Source organism: Paenibacillus sp. FSL L8-0333 (assembly GCF_037965665.1).
GTDB classification, from domain to species: domain Bacteria; phylum Bacillota; class Bacilli; order Paenibacillales; family Paenibacillaceae; genus Paenibacillus_AQ; species Paenibacillus_AQ odorifer.
In genome coordinates this window covers 1,053,663-1,069,513 of sequence record NZ_CP150186.1, presented here as the reverse complement: position 1 = coordinate 1,069,513, position 15,851 = coordinate 1,053,663, and the positions used below count along the sequence as shown (strand labels likewise).

At 44.1% G+C, this 15,851-nt stretch carries 10 protein-coding genes and 1 riboswitch; of the genes, 1 reads left to right on the top strand and 9 read right to left on the bottom strand.

Annotation, left to right across the window (positions count from 1 at the left end; translation table 11 throughout):
* Positions 1-19: 19 nt before the first annotated feature.
* From NYE72_RS04565 to qoxA, 7 genes are all read right to left on the bottom strand, one after another.
* Complete coding sequence (locus NYE72_RS04565; RefSeq protein WP_179087421.1) at positions 20-2,062, bottom strand: hypothetical protein; 2,043 nt, start codon at positions 2,060-2,062, stop codon at positions 20-22.
* Positions 2,016-2,918, bottom strand: a complete 903-nt coding sequence (locus NYE72_RS04560; protein ID WP_076179885.1) for an ABC transporter ATP-binding protein — start codon at positions 2,916-2,918, stop codon at positions 2,016-2,018. Before NYE72_RS04560 ends, NYE72_RS04565 begins: the two co-directional genes overlap by 47 nt.
* On the bottom strand, positions 2,911-3,300 hold the full coding sequence (locus tag NYE72_RS04555) for a GntR family transcriptional regulator (RefSeq protein ID WP_036680827.1): 390 nt from the start codon (positions 3,298-3,300) through the stop codon (positions 2,911-2,913). Before NYE72_RS04555 ends, NYE72_RS04560 begins: the two co-directional genes overlap by 8 nt.
* 966 nt (positions 3,301-4,266) lie before the next feature.
* On the bottom strand, positions 4,267-4,557 hold the full coding sequence (qoxD, locus tag NYE72_RS04550; protein WP_036680878.1) for a cytochrome aa3 quinol oxidase subunit IV: 291 nt from the start codon (positions 4,555-4,557) through the stop codon (positions 4,267-4,269).
* Between the two features lie 4 nt (positions 4,558-4,561).
* Entirely contained in the window at positions 4,562-5,158 is a 597-nt protein-coding gene (gene qoxC, locus NYE72_RS04545) for a cytochrome aa3 quinol oxidase subunit III (protein ID WP_036680826.1), read from the bottom strand.
* Positions 5,155-7,098 (bottom strand): cytochrome aa3 quinol oxidase subunit I, encoded by a 1,944-nt coding sequence (qoxB, locus tag NYE72_RS04540; protein WP_036680823.1) that lies wholly within the window; start codon positions 7,096-7,098, stop codon positions 5,155-5,157. Before qoxB ends, qoxC begins: the two co-directional genes overlap by 4 nt.
* A gap of 38 nt (positions 7,099-7,136) precedes the next feature.
* The gene (gene qoxA, locus NYE72_RS04535; protein ID WP_036680822.1) at positions 7,137-8,156 is read right to left on the bottom strand and encodes a cytochrome aa3 quinol oxidase subunit II; all 1,020 of its coding nucleotides are present in this window, start codon (positions 8,154-8,156) and stop codon (positions 7,137-7,139) included.
* 486 nt (positions 8,157-8,642) lie between these two features.
* Between qoxA and NYE72_RS04530 the strand changes: the two genes are divergently transcribed.
* Positions 8,643-9,779 carry a polysaccharide deacetylase family protein gene (locus NYE72_RS04530; RefSeq protein ID WP_339211410.1) on the top strand — a complete coding sequence of 379 codons (1,137 nt, stop codon included), beginning with the start codon at positions 8,643-8,645 and terminating at the stop codon, positions 9,777-9,779.
* Positions 9,780-10,895: 1,116 nt separating this feature from the next.
* Here NYE72_RS04530 and NYE72_RS04525 read toward each other — a convergent pair.
* Positions 10,896-12,602: a methyl-accepting chemotaxis protein gene (locus NYE72_RS04525; RefSeq protein WP_076104212.1), complete on the bottom strand. Its 1,707-nt coding sequence runs from the start codon at positions 12,600-12,602 to the stop codon at positions 10,896-10,898.
* Positions 12,603-12,804: 202 nt separating this feature from the next.
* The gene (locus tag NYE72_RS04520; RefSeq protein WP_339211408.1) at positions 12,805-15,369 is read right to left on the bottom strand and encodes a DUF4430 domain-containing protein; all 2,565 of its coding nucleotides are present in this window, start codon (positions 15,367-15,369) and stop codon (positions 12,805-12,807) included.
* Positions 15,370-15,538: 169 nt separating this feature from the next.
* Positions 15,539-15,742: riboswitch (cobalamin riboswitch) on the bottom strand.
* Between the last annotated feature and the right edge of the window lie 109 nt (positions 15,743-15,851).

Sequence of the window (15,851 nt, the reverse complement as noted above, 5' to 3'; positions counted from 1 at the left end):
CTTTTACTTACTTCTTAGCTTATTTCAGCAATGCTTTCAATTCAGATGTCATATCTGATTCTTTTAACATTACGAAATCGCTATAACCCTCTTTGTACATCAACTTCACAATGTAGTTGCCATTCTCAACACCATAATGGAAATGATGGGCCAAAACATCTGTTAATAGAACCTTATCCTTCGTAACAGCCGTACGATTCTTTTCACGCGCAAGCGCTACTCTTTGTTCAGGACTAGTAGGGTTCTTAGGTGTTTTCTCGTCCATATAATCATCTTTTATAATCTCTGCCGATTGGATATCTTCAGCTGTTATTCGTATTTTATCGGCATAACCTTTTTCGTTCATCCATTTCTCTAACTCATGAAAAGTTGACTTCCACGGATAATAATAACCATAATCTGTAGAAACTTGATTACTGTTCTCTTTTACCTTTACCTCTACTTGGATATTAGCCACATCAGGTTTTCCGTCCTTATCTATCTGTACTTCGTAGGACATATTCGAAATTTCGCGTTTGATAATCTGCTTTAGCTCTGAAATTTCCCCGGGATCCGAGATGGCTACTTTTTTATTCCTGTTAGTAACCCACATAAAATCCAGGTCTTTGTCTAAGAGAGCTAAATTATACTTTTCATACTTGTAAGCTTCGGTCTCCTTAACCGCTTTGAGCTCTGATTCAAACCCCTTTTTAGGGATCCAGTATTCCCTCACTAGCTTGTCGCCGTTCTCCAATTGATAAGCCAGAGTAAAATATTCATAAACATATTGTCGTGACGTATGATCTGGACGTACTGCAACTACCGTTTGATGAAGTTTACGGACAGCTTCTATATAATCTTTATCATCGGAAAAAGGGTTCTGCCCCATGTAGGGTGTAGTGTACAAATCATCCGTTGGGGTATACAACCGGTAGTTAGCTCCCATATATACTCCGCTAATCTTATCACCGGAAGGCACTCTGGCTTCATACCCCGTAACACTTGATACCGGGATATACAGAAGTAATCCCAACATTACTGCATAAACTGCAAACTCGGCTACCACTTTACGCGTCATAATCTGCCATGTTTTCCGAACAATCATTTCTGCGGCAACATAACCAATAATGGCTCCGATGGCATATCCACTAATCACCCAGCCCATTTGCTGTTGCTTCATTTGCGCAAAATAATTACCGGCAATAAGCATGGCACATAACATTACCCCTGCTTTAAACAGTGGATTGAAATATCCAAAAGCAATAGCCTGACCCGCTTTTTCCGTATTACGCTTACGGTATAACAGGTAGGACAACCCAATAAATAGAAGTGCCAATACCCCATAAATCCATAATTCTGTATTGGTGAAGGGTTTGCCGGTAAAATAATACACGATATGAACAAAAGGAGACCATATCTGCGAATTGGAATCATGCAAGTTAGAATTTGCATTTGCATAACCATAAAGATACATGGCTAAATGGCTGTGGATTAATGAGATCAGTACAGCAGGAAGAATAAGCAAAATATAAATGATAATTCCCTGAAGAATAGATTGGCCCGTACATATTCCCACAAAAACACTAAAGCAGAAGAGGAACAAAGTCAGAATACTAACTGTGATACACCATTGCCAAAGATCTGCGCCTTGAAAAATATAAAAATTCCCACTCCATGGCTTAATAACGGCAACCACCCCAGCAGTTAACCAAACAGGCAGCAACAGTAAGGTAAGTCCACTCGTCAGATGAGCTGTAAATAAATGCTCTCTGCGTAAAGGCAGGCTATGCCAATGATCTGCGGGTGATTTTGCCTGAAGGTATCGGAATAAGAATAGTCCTGCGGCAACTGGGATCGTAATGATAAATAAGGCTTGCACACTACCAGCTATGCGAAATAAATGATCAATTTCCTGCGGTTTTGCATCCGGATTGTTGCTCATGAAGAGCTGCAATGGAAGAGCGAATAATAAGCCGAGTGCATATATAATCCCTATCCAGCCATGCTGGCGGAAGTTCTGGCGAAAAATACTGCTATTAAAGTAGTAATGGCTGCGCGTCATATCCGACATCCCCCATTTCATAAATAAAAATCTCTTCTAACGTCAATGGAAGCAAATCGAATACGTATGGCTCGTACACCTGAAAAGCCGCTTTGATCCGTTCACGATCCCCTTTTACAATATATAGGTTCACACTTCCCCGGCGCTCTTGATGCAGAACTTGTAACTTGGCAACTAACGGAATCTCATGCCGTTCATCCCGAAACGCCACTTGAATCTTATGTGTATCCGCCTTAAGATCATCCAGATCCTTCTCAATCAACATCTTCCCACCATGCATAATCCCGACATGATCGCACAGATCTTCAATCTCACGAAGGTTATGCGAAGATATGATTACCGTCAGCTCGCGTTCAGCAACCTCCTGAAATAGCAGGTTTTTGATCTGACGCCGCATCACCGGATCTAATCCGTCAATCGGTTCATCCATAATCAGCACATCCGGCATACAGCTTAAACACAACCAGAATGACGCTTGCCGCTGCATCCCTTTGGAGAAACGACTGAGTTTGCGCTTTTTATCGAGCTGAAATACGGTTCCCAAATCTCCAAAACGCTTCTGATTCCAGCTCGGATAAATCGAGCGATAGAAGGCCGCCATTTGCAGCATGGTCGATTGTGGGAAAAAATAAGGAGCATCCGGCATAAAAATAACCCGTTGCTTAGTCGTCGGGTGTTCGAATACTGCTTCACCATCCACCCGCACGGTCCCCTTATCTGGAGAGTAGATGCCCGCCAATGTTTTGAGCAGCGTAGTTTTGCCCGCGCCATTAGAGCCGAGCAGCCCATAAATTGTTCCTTTATGTACCGTTAAAGAGATATCGTCGACTGCCTTCTCGCCTTGAAATAACTTGCTGACTCCTCGAATCTCAATCATCACTCTTCCCTCCTTCTCTTTGCTTCTCCACTTGTTGGTACAAAGAACTAATCTCAGCTGCGGTGAACCCAAGGTATACCGCCTCCGCCATCAGCCTCAGCAACTCATTCCGGACTTCCGCTTTTTTGATCGCATTTTGTTCTTTTTTCATCGGGGCTACAAAACTTCCTTTCCCCTGTAATGAATAGATATACCCCTCACGTTCCAATTCACGGTAAGCCTTCTGAATCGTATTGGGATTCACGGTTAGCTGCTGGGATAAAGTCCTTACAGAAGGTAGCTGTTCATCCGTCTGCAAAATACCATGCAGAATCATCTCCTTGACCTTATCGGTCAGCTGCTCATAAATCGGCTTCCGACTACGAACGTCCAGTTCGAACATAACCTTCCTCCTTCCACTATCTTGCATTAAATCCATTTTGGTGTGTATTAACTGTACTACTATTATTAATACAGTTTGATTTATATGTCAACAAAAAATCCCCAAGATTATCCTTTGGGGATCTATCTATCCCTTGTTATTAATCAAAATTACGTCCGATTGCGCCGAGCCATCCTCATCCCCGTGGCTTTCGGACACAAATGACGCTGATTCCTGCTTTTAAGTTCACCTGAGGTTGACAGCGCCAAGCCCCCCTATCTCCCGTGGCTTTCGGACCCAGATGACGCTATTCGCACATTTTTCGTCTTTTGAGCAAAGTTTCGGACTCCTGTGCAGCTATTGCCTAGGAAGGCGCTCATTTTGCGCGTTTTTCACACCAATAGCGGCTTTGGGGTCTGTTACAACTCCAAATGACGCTGATTCCTGCTTTTAAGCTCATCTGAGTCCAATCGCGCCGAGCCTCCTTATCCCCGCTAGCTTTCGGACCCAGATGACCCTATTCGCACATTTTTCGTCTTTTGAGCGAAGTTTCGGACTCCTGTGCAGCTATTGCCAAGAAAGGCGCTCATTTTGCGCGTTTTTCACAACAATAGCGACTTTGGGGTCCGTTACAACTCCAAATGACGCTGATTCCTGCTTTTAAGGTCATCTGAATCCGATCGCACCGAGCCACCCTTGTCTCACGGGGCTCTCGGACTCAAAAGCCGCTGATTTCCGCTTTTAAGCTCATCTGAGTCCGATCGCGCCGAGCCACCCTTGTCTCACGGGGCTTTCGGACCCAGATGACCCCATTCGCACATTTTCCGCCTTTTGAGCGAAGTTTCGGACTCCAGTGCAGCTATTGCCTGGGAAGATGCCCATTTCCGGGCATCCGCTACAACAAACCTCCTAAGTAAACCAAAAAAAAGAGACGTCCCTAAGCCATTTAGGCATAGAAGACGTCCCTTTGAGTATTAGTTACTGTAATTAAGCATACCAGCCCCATACGAAGATGAAGAGCGTACCGAATATCGTAACTAAACCAACGAATAAGGCATAGGCGATATTGATGTAAAGTTCTTTCTTGGTATCTGCTGATTCACCAATATGCATGAACAGGAAGAGCTGCAAGGAAGCCTGAATGAGGGCTGTAACAAGCAGTATTGCCATGTTCGCAGTGTTGGATAGATCAAGGTAGATTACAGCAAGTGCAGCCACAGAAAGGACAAGAGAGGCTAAGAAACCCATCACATGGCGAATTGGAAACAATTGCTTCATCATGCTACATCAGTCCTTTCAGATAGACGAAGCTGAAAATAAAGATCCAGACAACGTCCAAGAAATGCCAGTACAGCGAGAAGATAAAGGATTTATTGGCCGTAGCCGGATTAATACCTTGACGCTTCAACTGGATTAGAATAGCCGCACCCCACAGGAACCCGAACGATACGTGAGCTCCGTGTGTTCCCAGCAGTACAAAGAGACTGGATAGGAAACCACTGGTTTGAAGTGTAGCCCCTTCGTGAACATAAGTGACAAACTCCATGATTTCGATACCAAGGAAGCCGAGACCCATTAGAAGGGTTAGTCCGAAAAAGACCATCATGGCTTTTTGGTAACCATGCCGCATGGCATGAACCGCAAGACCAATCGTAAACGAACTTGTCAGCAGCAGCAATGTTTCGATCATCACCGGACCAATTTCGAAAAGCTCCGGCCCGCTAGGGCCGCTGGCAAAACGGTCTACCATTACAAAGTAAACAGTGAACAACGTAGCGAACAGTGCAATCTCCGCTCCTAGAAAAACCCAGAAGCCAAAGATTTTATTACTATTCTCTTCTGTTGAGTATTCAAGCGGCTTAGACGCATCTATTTTCATACTGTCTCACCCCGCAATTTCTTTTCAGTAGCAATAACTTCTTCTGCTGGGATGTAGAATCCGTGATCCCGATCAAAGGACATAGCAGCTAGAACAATGAGGATACCTACTCCAGAGAGGATCGCTGGAATCCAAAGACTGAAGACCAGAGAGAACCCTGCGATGAAGAAGATAACACCCAGAATAAATGGTTTTCCTGTGTTGCTAGGCATATGAATCTTAGTAATCTTATCTTCAAAAAGTGGTACTTTATCTTGTTTAGCAGACCAGTATGCATCGCGTGTTTTTACATTTGGAACCACTGCGAAGTTGTAAGCTGGAATCGGGCTTTTCGTTGCCCACTCCAAAGTACGTGCATCCCATGGGTCGCCATCAGTATCTCTTGGTTCGTAACGAGTACTCCAGTAAATGTTATAAACCAGGATTACAAATCCAATCGCGAGACCGATCGCACCTACAAATGAAACCATACTCAGCGGGCCAAATCCAGTGTCCGCAGAATATGTGTATTGTCGACGGGTCATACCCTTAAGTCCGAGAATAAACAGCGGGAAGAACGATACGTTAAAGGAAATAATAATCCACCAGAAGGCATGCTTGCCAAGACGTTCATTCAGACGGAAACCGAATACTTTAGGGAACCAGTAATGGAAACCTGCGATAACGGCAAAGACCGCACCTGGAATAAGAACGTAGTGGAAATGGGCAACCAGGAACATCGTATTATGGTACTGGTAATCGGCACTGGCCATAGCCAGCATGACACCTGTTACCCCACCAATCGTAAAGATCGGAATAAAGGCCAGGGTGTATAGCATAGGTGTCGTAAAGGTTATTCGCCCTTTTCGTAAGGTGAATAGCCAGTTAAATATTTTCACACCTGTTGGTACGGCAATGGCCATGGTTGTAATCGAGAAGAAGCTGTTAACCATAGCACCTTGACCCATTGTATAGAAATGGTGAGCCCATACTAAGAAGGACAAGAGGGAAATGATCAACATACTGAATACCATGGATGTATATCCATACAGGTTCTTTTTAGAGAAGGTGGCGATAATTTCACTATAAATACCGAATGCCGGTAAGACAACGATATATACTTCAGGGTGACCCCATACCCAGAAAAGGTTGGCCCATAACATATCCATACCGCCATTGGCCATCGTAAAGAATTGAGAGCCGAACAGCCGGTCGAACATCATCAACGCAAGTGCTACCGTAAGCACAGGGAATGCGAATACGATAATTACGTTGGTGATCAATACGGACCAAGTAAACATCGGCATTTTCATCAACTTCATGCCTGGTGCACGCATTTTCAGAATCGTTACAATAAAGTTAACGCCTGTGATGAGCGTACCAATACCTGAAATTTGTAATGCGAGCGAGTAATAGTTATTACCCACCGTTGGACTGAACTCTAGACTTGCTAGCGGGAAATATGCGGACCAACCAGCATCTGGCGATCCCCCGATAACAAACGAAATGTTAAGCAGCATAGCTCCAAAGAAGAAGAGCCAGAAGCTGACAGCGTTCAGACGCGGGAAGGCAACGTCTCTAGCGCCGATTTGCAGCGGAACGATAACATTCATCAGACCGATAATAAACGGCATGGCCATAAAAAGGATCATAATCAAGCCGTGTGTTGTAAATACCTCGTTATAATGCTGTGCGTCAAGAAATTTCATGTCCGGGGCTGCTGTTTGCAGCTTCATCATAATAGCGTCAACGCCGCCGCGGAAAAGCATAAGCAATGCTGCGAGGATATACATAATCCCAATACGTTTGTGGTCAACAGTAGTCAACCATTCGCGCCATAAATATCCCCATTTTTTAAAATAGGTCAGGCCGACAATAATCCCGATCGTAGCCAGAACAATACTTGCCATAGCTCCGTATATCAAGGGTTCGCCGTGGACCTTAAATTTATCCCAATCCATTAGGAATCGCTCCTTTCAAGTTGTTCAATTAACATTGACTAGTGTCCGTCATGTGTTGTGCTCTCTTCTAATGGAGAACTAGGTGTCGGCTCATCCAGTTCTGGATTAGGCTCGGTGTTGAATTCCGTCTCACTGGATGGTGCTGGAGTCGGGTGAATTTCTTTATTATCCTGATGCTCCATGCTTCCGTTATCCGTATCCATTTCAGTGCCACCATTACTCATATGGTCACCATGGCTTCCCGGAGGCGGGCTAAAGGATAAGTGAGTATTCGTATACGTTTTACGTCCGACATGTTCCATTTCCAAAAGACCTTTAAATTCATCTTCCGTCAGTGGACCCGCCGTTTCTTTAACGTCTTTCACCCATTCCTGATAATCCTTATCTGTCATCGCAAGTGTTTCAAACTCCATGTGGGCAAAGCCCTTACCATTAAAGTTCGCATTTCTTCCGACATAAGAACCTACAGTATCAGCTGAAAGATGCAAGGTTGTGATCATGTCGCTCATCGCGTATTTTTGTCCTCCCAATTGTGGGATCCAAAGACTTGAGATTGTACCGAAAGAATACAATCTGAACTCTACAGCGCGGTGAACTGGAATGTTAACGTAGTTTACTGTTTCGATACCTTCTTCTGGATAGCTGAAATGCCATTTCCAGTTAGAGGAGGAAGCATAGATTACAAGCGGTTTCTGATCTTTATAATCCGCTGCAACATTTTCTACATCTACTGTTGTTTTGACGGTGACTACGGAGAGGAATGCCACGATAATAATCGGAATGGTAATCCAGATAGCCTCCAGCCATTTGTTTCCTTCCTCGTGAGGAGGAATATAATCTTCGTTGCTTTTTTTAGCACGGTATTTCAAAAGAACGAAGACATATAAGATGTAGACAACTGCCAGAACACCGAGCATCATAACAATGGAGAGAATGATCGTGTCAGATAAAGTTCTTGCAGCCGGCCCCTTCGGATTCAGAACAGCGATTGAACTGCATCCTGGCAAGAGTAAAATTAGGCTGAGAAATAAAGCGTATAACGGTCCCTTTTTGTTCATGCTTAAGCTCCTTCCTTCAATACTTCTTTTATTAACCCTCAACATTAACCTTTATATATAGTAAGAATTTATGGGGAAGAAAGCAAAAGACTTATTTTTCCATTTAGCCTAAAAAAGACCTTAATAATGGCGAACAAGTTAAATATGTGTGATCAATTTGTTACAAGTTTCTAATAGTATGATAAAGATCACTGTAACGGCGCTGTTTATGGGTTGAAAAATTCCGTTCAAACTTTGTTCAATAGTTTACTAAAGTTGCTAATTTGGACACATCTATTTTGCGCAAAACGGGGTTATTTTAACCATTTTTGTTGATGCGTCAGTATTTAGCCGGAGTTACGTGCTTTTTATGATTGTGGTTGAAATCACAGTTAACTACTAAAAGGTAACAAATTATTCTGCTGGGGGTTACAATCTCTCAAATTTCATTCTATCAATGTATGATAAGGTAATAGACAAATATACATAGATAGGAGATTTTTGACGATGTCTTTAAAGAAAGTATGGCTATTATTAATCGTATTATTCATAGGTTCTGGATCAATACGAGCGATAGATTCAGTGAATGCAGCAGGTGCAGGCTCCCTTAGGTTAGGTGTGAACGATAAGTTAACAACTATTGAAGCAGTTTCGGTAAAAGATACCTATTACGTTCCTCTACGTGATCTGTCACAGGAACTTAATTTAACGCTAACTGGAGTGAGTGATGGGATAAAAGTTACAGGTCAGAACAGATCAATCAAACTGCTGAATGATCATGCAACAGCTACTCTAAGCGATGGAAAGACCATATCCATGAATACATTTTTGAAAAACGGAAAAACCATGGTTCCACTGAAATTGACTTCTTATCTTGGTTTCGGAATTTCCTTTAAAGCAGATCAAAATTTATTGCGTGTAAAAGATGGCTCAGCTACATTAGATGATGCAACATTTGTGAGTAAATTTAAAAAGGAAATGAAGCCAACCGCAACTCCTGGAACTTCTACGCCAACTGTTGGGAAGCAAGGTAAGACCGTATACCTCACCTTTGATGATGGACCAACGGCCACTACTTCTACATTGCTTGATATTTTGGCAAAATATGATGCGAAGGCAACTTTTTTCATGATCGGACCGAATATGAACCAGCATACTGCGCAAGTGAAACGGATTGCGAATGAAGGGCATGGTCTCGCATTGCATGGAATGACGCACCGGAAAGAGAAGTTTTATGCTTCACCTGCCGCTGCACTGGGTGAGATGGATAACGATAACGCCATTTTGAAAAAGATTACAGGTCAAAGCACCACACTAATTCGTCCTCCTTATGGAAGCAAACCTTATTTCACAAAGTCCTTTAGAGATAAAGTGTTGGCTCAAGGTTATCATCTGTGGGATTGGAACGTGGACTCTGAGGATTGGAAATACAAGGATGCTAGTACGACGATCTATAATTCGGTTATGAATCAGGTTCATAAGCTGCAGAAATCGCAGACCAATCCAGTTATTCTGATGCATGATCAAAAGGCTACACTTAAAGTGCTTCCTCGTATTTTAGAGTCATTGAAAAAAGAAGGATATACATTCCACGTCATTAGCTCAGATCTGAAACCTCTGAATTTCTGGAAGGATACACGCTGAGTTTTTATTAAAAATCAAGAGGGCATTCCAACAGCTGTGAACTAGCTGTTGGGATGCCCTCTTTTTTTCAGGTCTTGATCTAAAAACTAATTTTTATTTAATCCGATCACATTCGCGCTCCCGAGTTTTTCTATCGGACCCAGATGACCTTAATTGCTGGATTTAGCTATATTTCGGACGCTATCGGACCTCATAGCCGCTATTGATGCGAAATAAACCAGTTTTCAGCGTTTTCCACACCAATAGCTGCGCTGGTGTCCGAAACTTCGCCCCAATGGCGATAAATGGGCAAATAGCGGCGGCTGTGTCCGATAGCCTGTGGGGGTAAGCATAAGCCCACGTTATCGGACCCAGATGACCTTAATTGCTGGATTTAGCTATATTTCGGATGCTATCGGGCCAATAGCCGCTATTGATGCGAAATAAACCAGTTTTCAGCGTTTTCCACACCAATAGCTGCGCTGGTGTCCGAAACATCGCTCCAATGGTGATAAATGGGCAAATAGCGGCGGCTGTGTCCGATAGCCCGTGGGGGTAAGCATAAGCCCACATTATCGGACACAGATGACATTAAACTGGGGAATATCAAGTAGATAGTGTGTTTAAAAAACTAGAGAACAGCCGGGGACACTAGGGTTACGGGGTACAGGGTACAGGGTACAGGGTACGGGGTACAGGGTACGGGGTACGGGGTACGGGGTACGGGGTACGGGGTACGGGGTACGGGGTACGGGGTACGGGGTACGGGGTACGGGGTACGGGGTACGGTTTACGGTTTACAGGTTACGGGGTACGGGGTACGGGGTACGGTTTACAGGTTACGGGGTACGAGCATACCGATCATCGCCGAAGTTTTTATTGTTTCCATCCCTCTGTCTTGCCTACCAATAGTGTCGCTGGAGGTCACATAGCATATGTTTGCCCGCAACCTACTGAAACCAACTTACATCTATCCGCTCCTGAGCTACTGAAACCAACTTACATCTCTCCCACCTTGACCAACTGAGATCAGCTGGCTCGCGCTTGCTCCCAATCTGCTAAAACCACAAACAGCAGAGCAGCGATCTCCGTTACTGGAGAACCGCTGCTCTGCTGGTTTTAACAATATTAAGAAGCCTATAGTTTGAAGCTGGACAATGTTTTTTGCAGATCTTCTGCCAGCACCGCTAAATACTGAGCTGAAGCCGACATTTCCTCCATTGCGGATAGTTGCTCCTGACTCGCTGCACTTGTGTCCTGAACACCCTCCGCCCCTTTACTTGATATAACGTTGACCTGTTCCATAGCTGCTGCCACACCTTGTGATTCTAAGGCGACATGAGCAACCGCTTCTCTGATCTCCGCTGTCTGCAGGGTAGCTTCTTTAATGGAAGTCTGAATCTCATGAAACGCTTGAGATACCAGATGACTTTGAACTACGCCATTGGTGACTAGCTCAGTACCCAAAGCCATGGATTCTACTGCGCTTTCGGTTTGCTTTTGGATATGTGTAATAATATCTGTAACCCGCAAAGAACTATTTCTAGTTGCTTCCGCCAGATTACGAATTTCTCCAGCAACTACAGCAAATCCCCGTCCATGCTCACCGGCCCGTGCTGCTTCTATAGAAGCGTTGAGCGCAAGCAGATTCGTCTGTGTAGCAATACCGTTAATCGTTGTAATAATTGTATTAATCTCTTGTGACAATGTCCCCAGATTAGAAACAATCTCCTGACTCTGAGTTACACTGAGGTCAATTTCCTTCATCTGCACAATGATTTGGTCTACAGCCTCTACTCCACGATCCGATGAACCGGAAACTACGCCCATTAGATCCGACATTTCATAGCTGCTGCCCTCTACGGCTGCAATATCATTGGTCATTGCTTTTATGGAACGTGTTGTATTGTTAATGCTCTCTGTCTGTTCATCAAAACCCGCGGCAATCTCTCCAGAAGATACAGCGATCATTTGTGAAGCCAATGAGGTCTGCTCAGCACTAGCGCTCATCTCTTCCGATGAAGCTGACAGCAGTTCTGCACTCTCTGCAATCCCTTGCATCATCTTCCGCAAGCCCTGCAGCATATTGTTAAATGAACTGTTAATTTGGCCGATCTCATCCTTGGCGGTGTACGTTGCTACCACGGTCAAATCTCCATCTTCTGCCCGCTTCATTAGTCCTTGCAGTTCTTTAAGGGGTTTTGTTATCAGTCGAATAATTGCAATACTAATTACGAAACAAATCACCCAGGCGAACGTAATCATTATGGTATTGTTTACCCGCATGCTTTTAGCGGTTGCCATGGAATCTGAATTGTGTTCATCAGCATCTTTAAGCAAAGAATCACTAATTCCTTTAAGTAGGTTGATCATTTTTTCACGGGATTCGTTAAATTCGCCTGAAAATACTTTATAGGCCTCTTGATTATGATTACTATCAGCAATCTTTATAATGTTATCCCGCTGTGCACGATAATCTGGCAAAAAGGACTCATACTCTTTGATTTTACTTACAATAGCAGGATCATTATACTGAATCGCTTTCACCTTGTTCATAAGTTCATTATTATCCTGAACCTTCACTTGAATACTCTCAGAAAGTTCTTTGTTTTTGCTGGCATTTACGCTAATCAAACGCTCCAAAAGATAGGATTCAATAGCCCGATTATTCGTACGCATCTGCCCTACGTAAGAAACAGGCAATAAATTTTCATTATATGTCTCATTTGTTTTTTCGGCCATTCGGGTCATCGTGATGATGCCTATGCCACCTACAACATTCACCATGATTACAGCGAATACCAAAAGCAACCCTATTTTGTATTTCACTTTCAAATTTTTCATCTACACTCCGCCTTCACATTATCTTATGATCTATCTATTTTTATCGGTCGGAAGGGCTAAGAGTTTGATGATTTTTTAAATATTGTGTCGAATAAAAGTATATATTGTCATAAAACGACTTTTCCAAAAAAATAAAAGGGCGGGCACCCGATCCGCTATTACTCCGAATCCCTGTGCCCGCCTAATTAATCATTCCTCTTCCTTATTCTCCAGAGGTATAGTACCAGTACAAAGTATCACCGTTCTGCAAAATATAACTGTCTGCACTGATGCTTGGATCAGCATCCCGGTTCGTTTTATACTTCCATCCGCTGCTTGGGCCTCCGTCAAATTCAGCCAATCCGTCAATAGATTTCACGTAGATGCTTCCAACGTTGCCGGATGATACTACCTTGGTGCCTAATTGACTGACTAGTAAGCTATAAGCCGTTTCGCCCTCTTTTAGAGCTACTGTTGTACTGGCTAGGATGGTTCCCTTCCGGCTATCTCCAATCACTGAAAGGGTAGCGGTAGCTTTAACTGGAGCAATAACAGACGATCCAACAGTCAGAGACTGAGTATAACGCGCTACGCTCGGTACGCTGTCTTTAGCATAGCCGGTAACAGTCATTGTATAGCTATTTGCCGGGAGACCCCCATCAACAACAGCTACACCTTGTTCATTCGTGATTACCTTCTTATCACCAATCGAAACCTGCACACCTGCTGCTGGTGAGGTAACCGGATCAGAAGTGAAGCTGTCCTGATTCCACACCCACTTTTTCTGAGAAACCTTTACGGTAAAAGCTTCATTAGCTTTTGGCTGCGTTGGGGAAAGCGCCACAGAATCTATAACCTGTGTATTTTCACCTGCATAATAGACAAGCACACGATCGGATTCCTGTAGTTCGAACGCATCCATACCCACACTTGGATATATCCACTCCCCGCCGCGTGATACTACGAAGCTCCACCATCCGTCGTAAGTACCTTGCGAAACTCCATGGATACCTGATACAAAGTTGCCATAAGACGATTTGGTGATATCTACTTTAAAATCATCGGTAGACCCTAGTTGCTGCAACGCTTCAAGAGCATTGGAGGCTTTTAAAGTCCCTTCACTAATCAATCCTTCCGGGCCTTCAACGGTAAGTGAAGCTGTTACATTCTTAGAAATTACCTTTATAGCTTTTGTATATTTAGCAACCGTTGGCGCTTTACCTTCGCGGTAGCCAGTTACAGTCAGTGTATAGTCACCTGCGGGCACATTTCCTGAGAATACGGCCTCACCTTTAGCATTCGTCGTTACCGTCTGAGCTCCAATTTGGACCTGAACACCCGCAGCTTTTGCAGTTACAGGAGAGGAAGTGTTCGTAGCAGCGTCCCATTTCCACGTCTTACTAGTTACAATGACGTTAAAAGAATCGCCCTCTTTAAGATTTGCTTTGGAAAGGGTAACGGAATCCACAAGCTTAGTGTCATCTCCGGCATAATAAACCAGTACCTGATCTGAATCTTTAAGTACAAAATCACTCATGCCTACATCGGGATTAATCCATTTTCCGTCACGTGATACAACATACATCCATCCGTCATAACCACCAAAGCTTCCAGCAGCAATACTTCCGATGCCAGTCACATAACTGCCCGAAGGATTCGTGATCGGCAAGTTCGTTTGAAGCGCCAGCTTCTCTAACGCTCCAAGTGCGTTGCCAGCATAGGCGTACCCTTGTGCCAACGTGGCCCGTGGTCCCTCAATCGTTACAGGAGCGTAGATGAGTGAGCTCTGAACGGAGGATTTGGAAAAATCGTATAGCTTACTGTTGCTTCCTTTATACAGCAAATTATACGCAACCAGCGCCTGAAGTCCTTGCTCTGTCGCCAGAACATTACTGCTTCCACCACGGCTATGGGTGAAGCTACCATCAGCTAGACGATAGCTAAGCAGGTTCTCCATTAGATCCACTTTGTTTTTGGTGTATTCTAATCCACTAGGATCAACTCCGAAGGATGTGAGTCCAAGGATTGCTTGTGCGCTACTTTCAGCACTGTCACCGTAACCCCCATGGCTATCTTGAGCTGCAGATAACCAAGCTACGGCTTGTAGCCCTGCTAAGTAGGCTTCAGGATTATTTTTATGTGCCGCCAGAGCCGTCAAGGTTATCGCTGTCATATCAGGCTCACTTGCGCCTGAGGTTAATGCAAAGCCCCCATCCGGATTCTGTTTGGAGAGAATCTCCGTAAGGAGCTTATCCGCCGTCCATTTCGCGTCACTTGGGATATTATATTTACCAGAATCCAGCGCAAGTAAAGCATATACCGGATTATTAAGCGTCTGTTCACCGAGCTTGCTATTATTATAAATTTTCTCAATCAGATTATAGCCAGGAGTTGATCCATTACCAGCAAAGCTAGTAGGATCTGCACCAATCGCTCTCACTGCGAGCACGATTCGAGCATAATCGGTTACATTGGCGAAATTGCCAGCTGCATCCTTTACTTTTTTCTCAAGCTCTGAATGGTAACTGGCTGGCAGCTTATATCCTGCTTGCGCTAAGCCAATGGCTTGCCAATCTGATTGTACGCCACCTTTCAAGAGATATTCTGCAGCCGCATAAGTCGCATCCGCAACATTAATCCGCTCCGCAGCAGTTGCCTCCAGACCGGCGCCAGCGCTCGCTTCTGCAAATATTTGTCCTGCCGGAGCAAGAGATGTTCCTAGAATTGAAATGACCATGAATAGGGCCAGCCCAAGTGCTACAAACTTGGAAGACATGATTTTCTTCATTGTTTAACCTCTTTCTGTATAAGAATGGGTACTGCTGGGAATAAGACGCATAACATAAAGACCGCCCCTTTAGAGGGCGGTCAGGGAAGATTACAAATCGAGGCTGCGGCGCTTGCTTCCTGCCAACAGTCCATCTGTATATGTTCCACATTCTTACCCCACGAAGAATAGAAACGCTCACGAAAAAGGCAGGTCTCCTGGCTGATGCTTCATCGCTGTTCTTCACCTTCCCACCCTACCTTCGGGGCAGTGGCTTATAGAAGAAAAACTCCGCACATACAGTGGCGGGACCGCGCCGGACTCATGCACCGGACTTCCCTTTTAAGCAGACGACTAGATTGATAGAGTCTGCACCTTTTCCAGTATGTAGTATCTTATTTTGACATCCATAATCATATCTATTAATACATAGCATGTCTATAGAAAAGCTTAGTATGGGCAGCAAAAAAATGAACAGCAATACACCACCTGCCGGTAGGTAT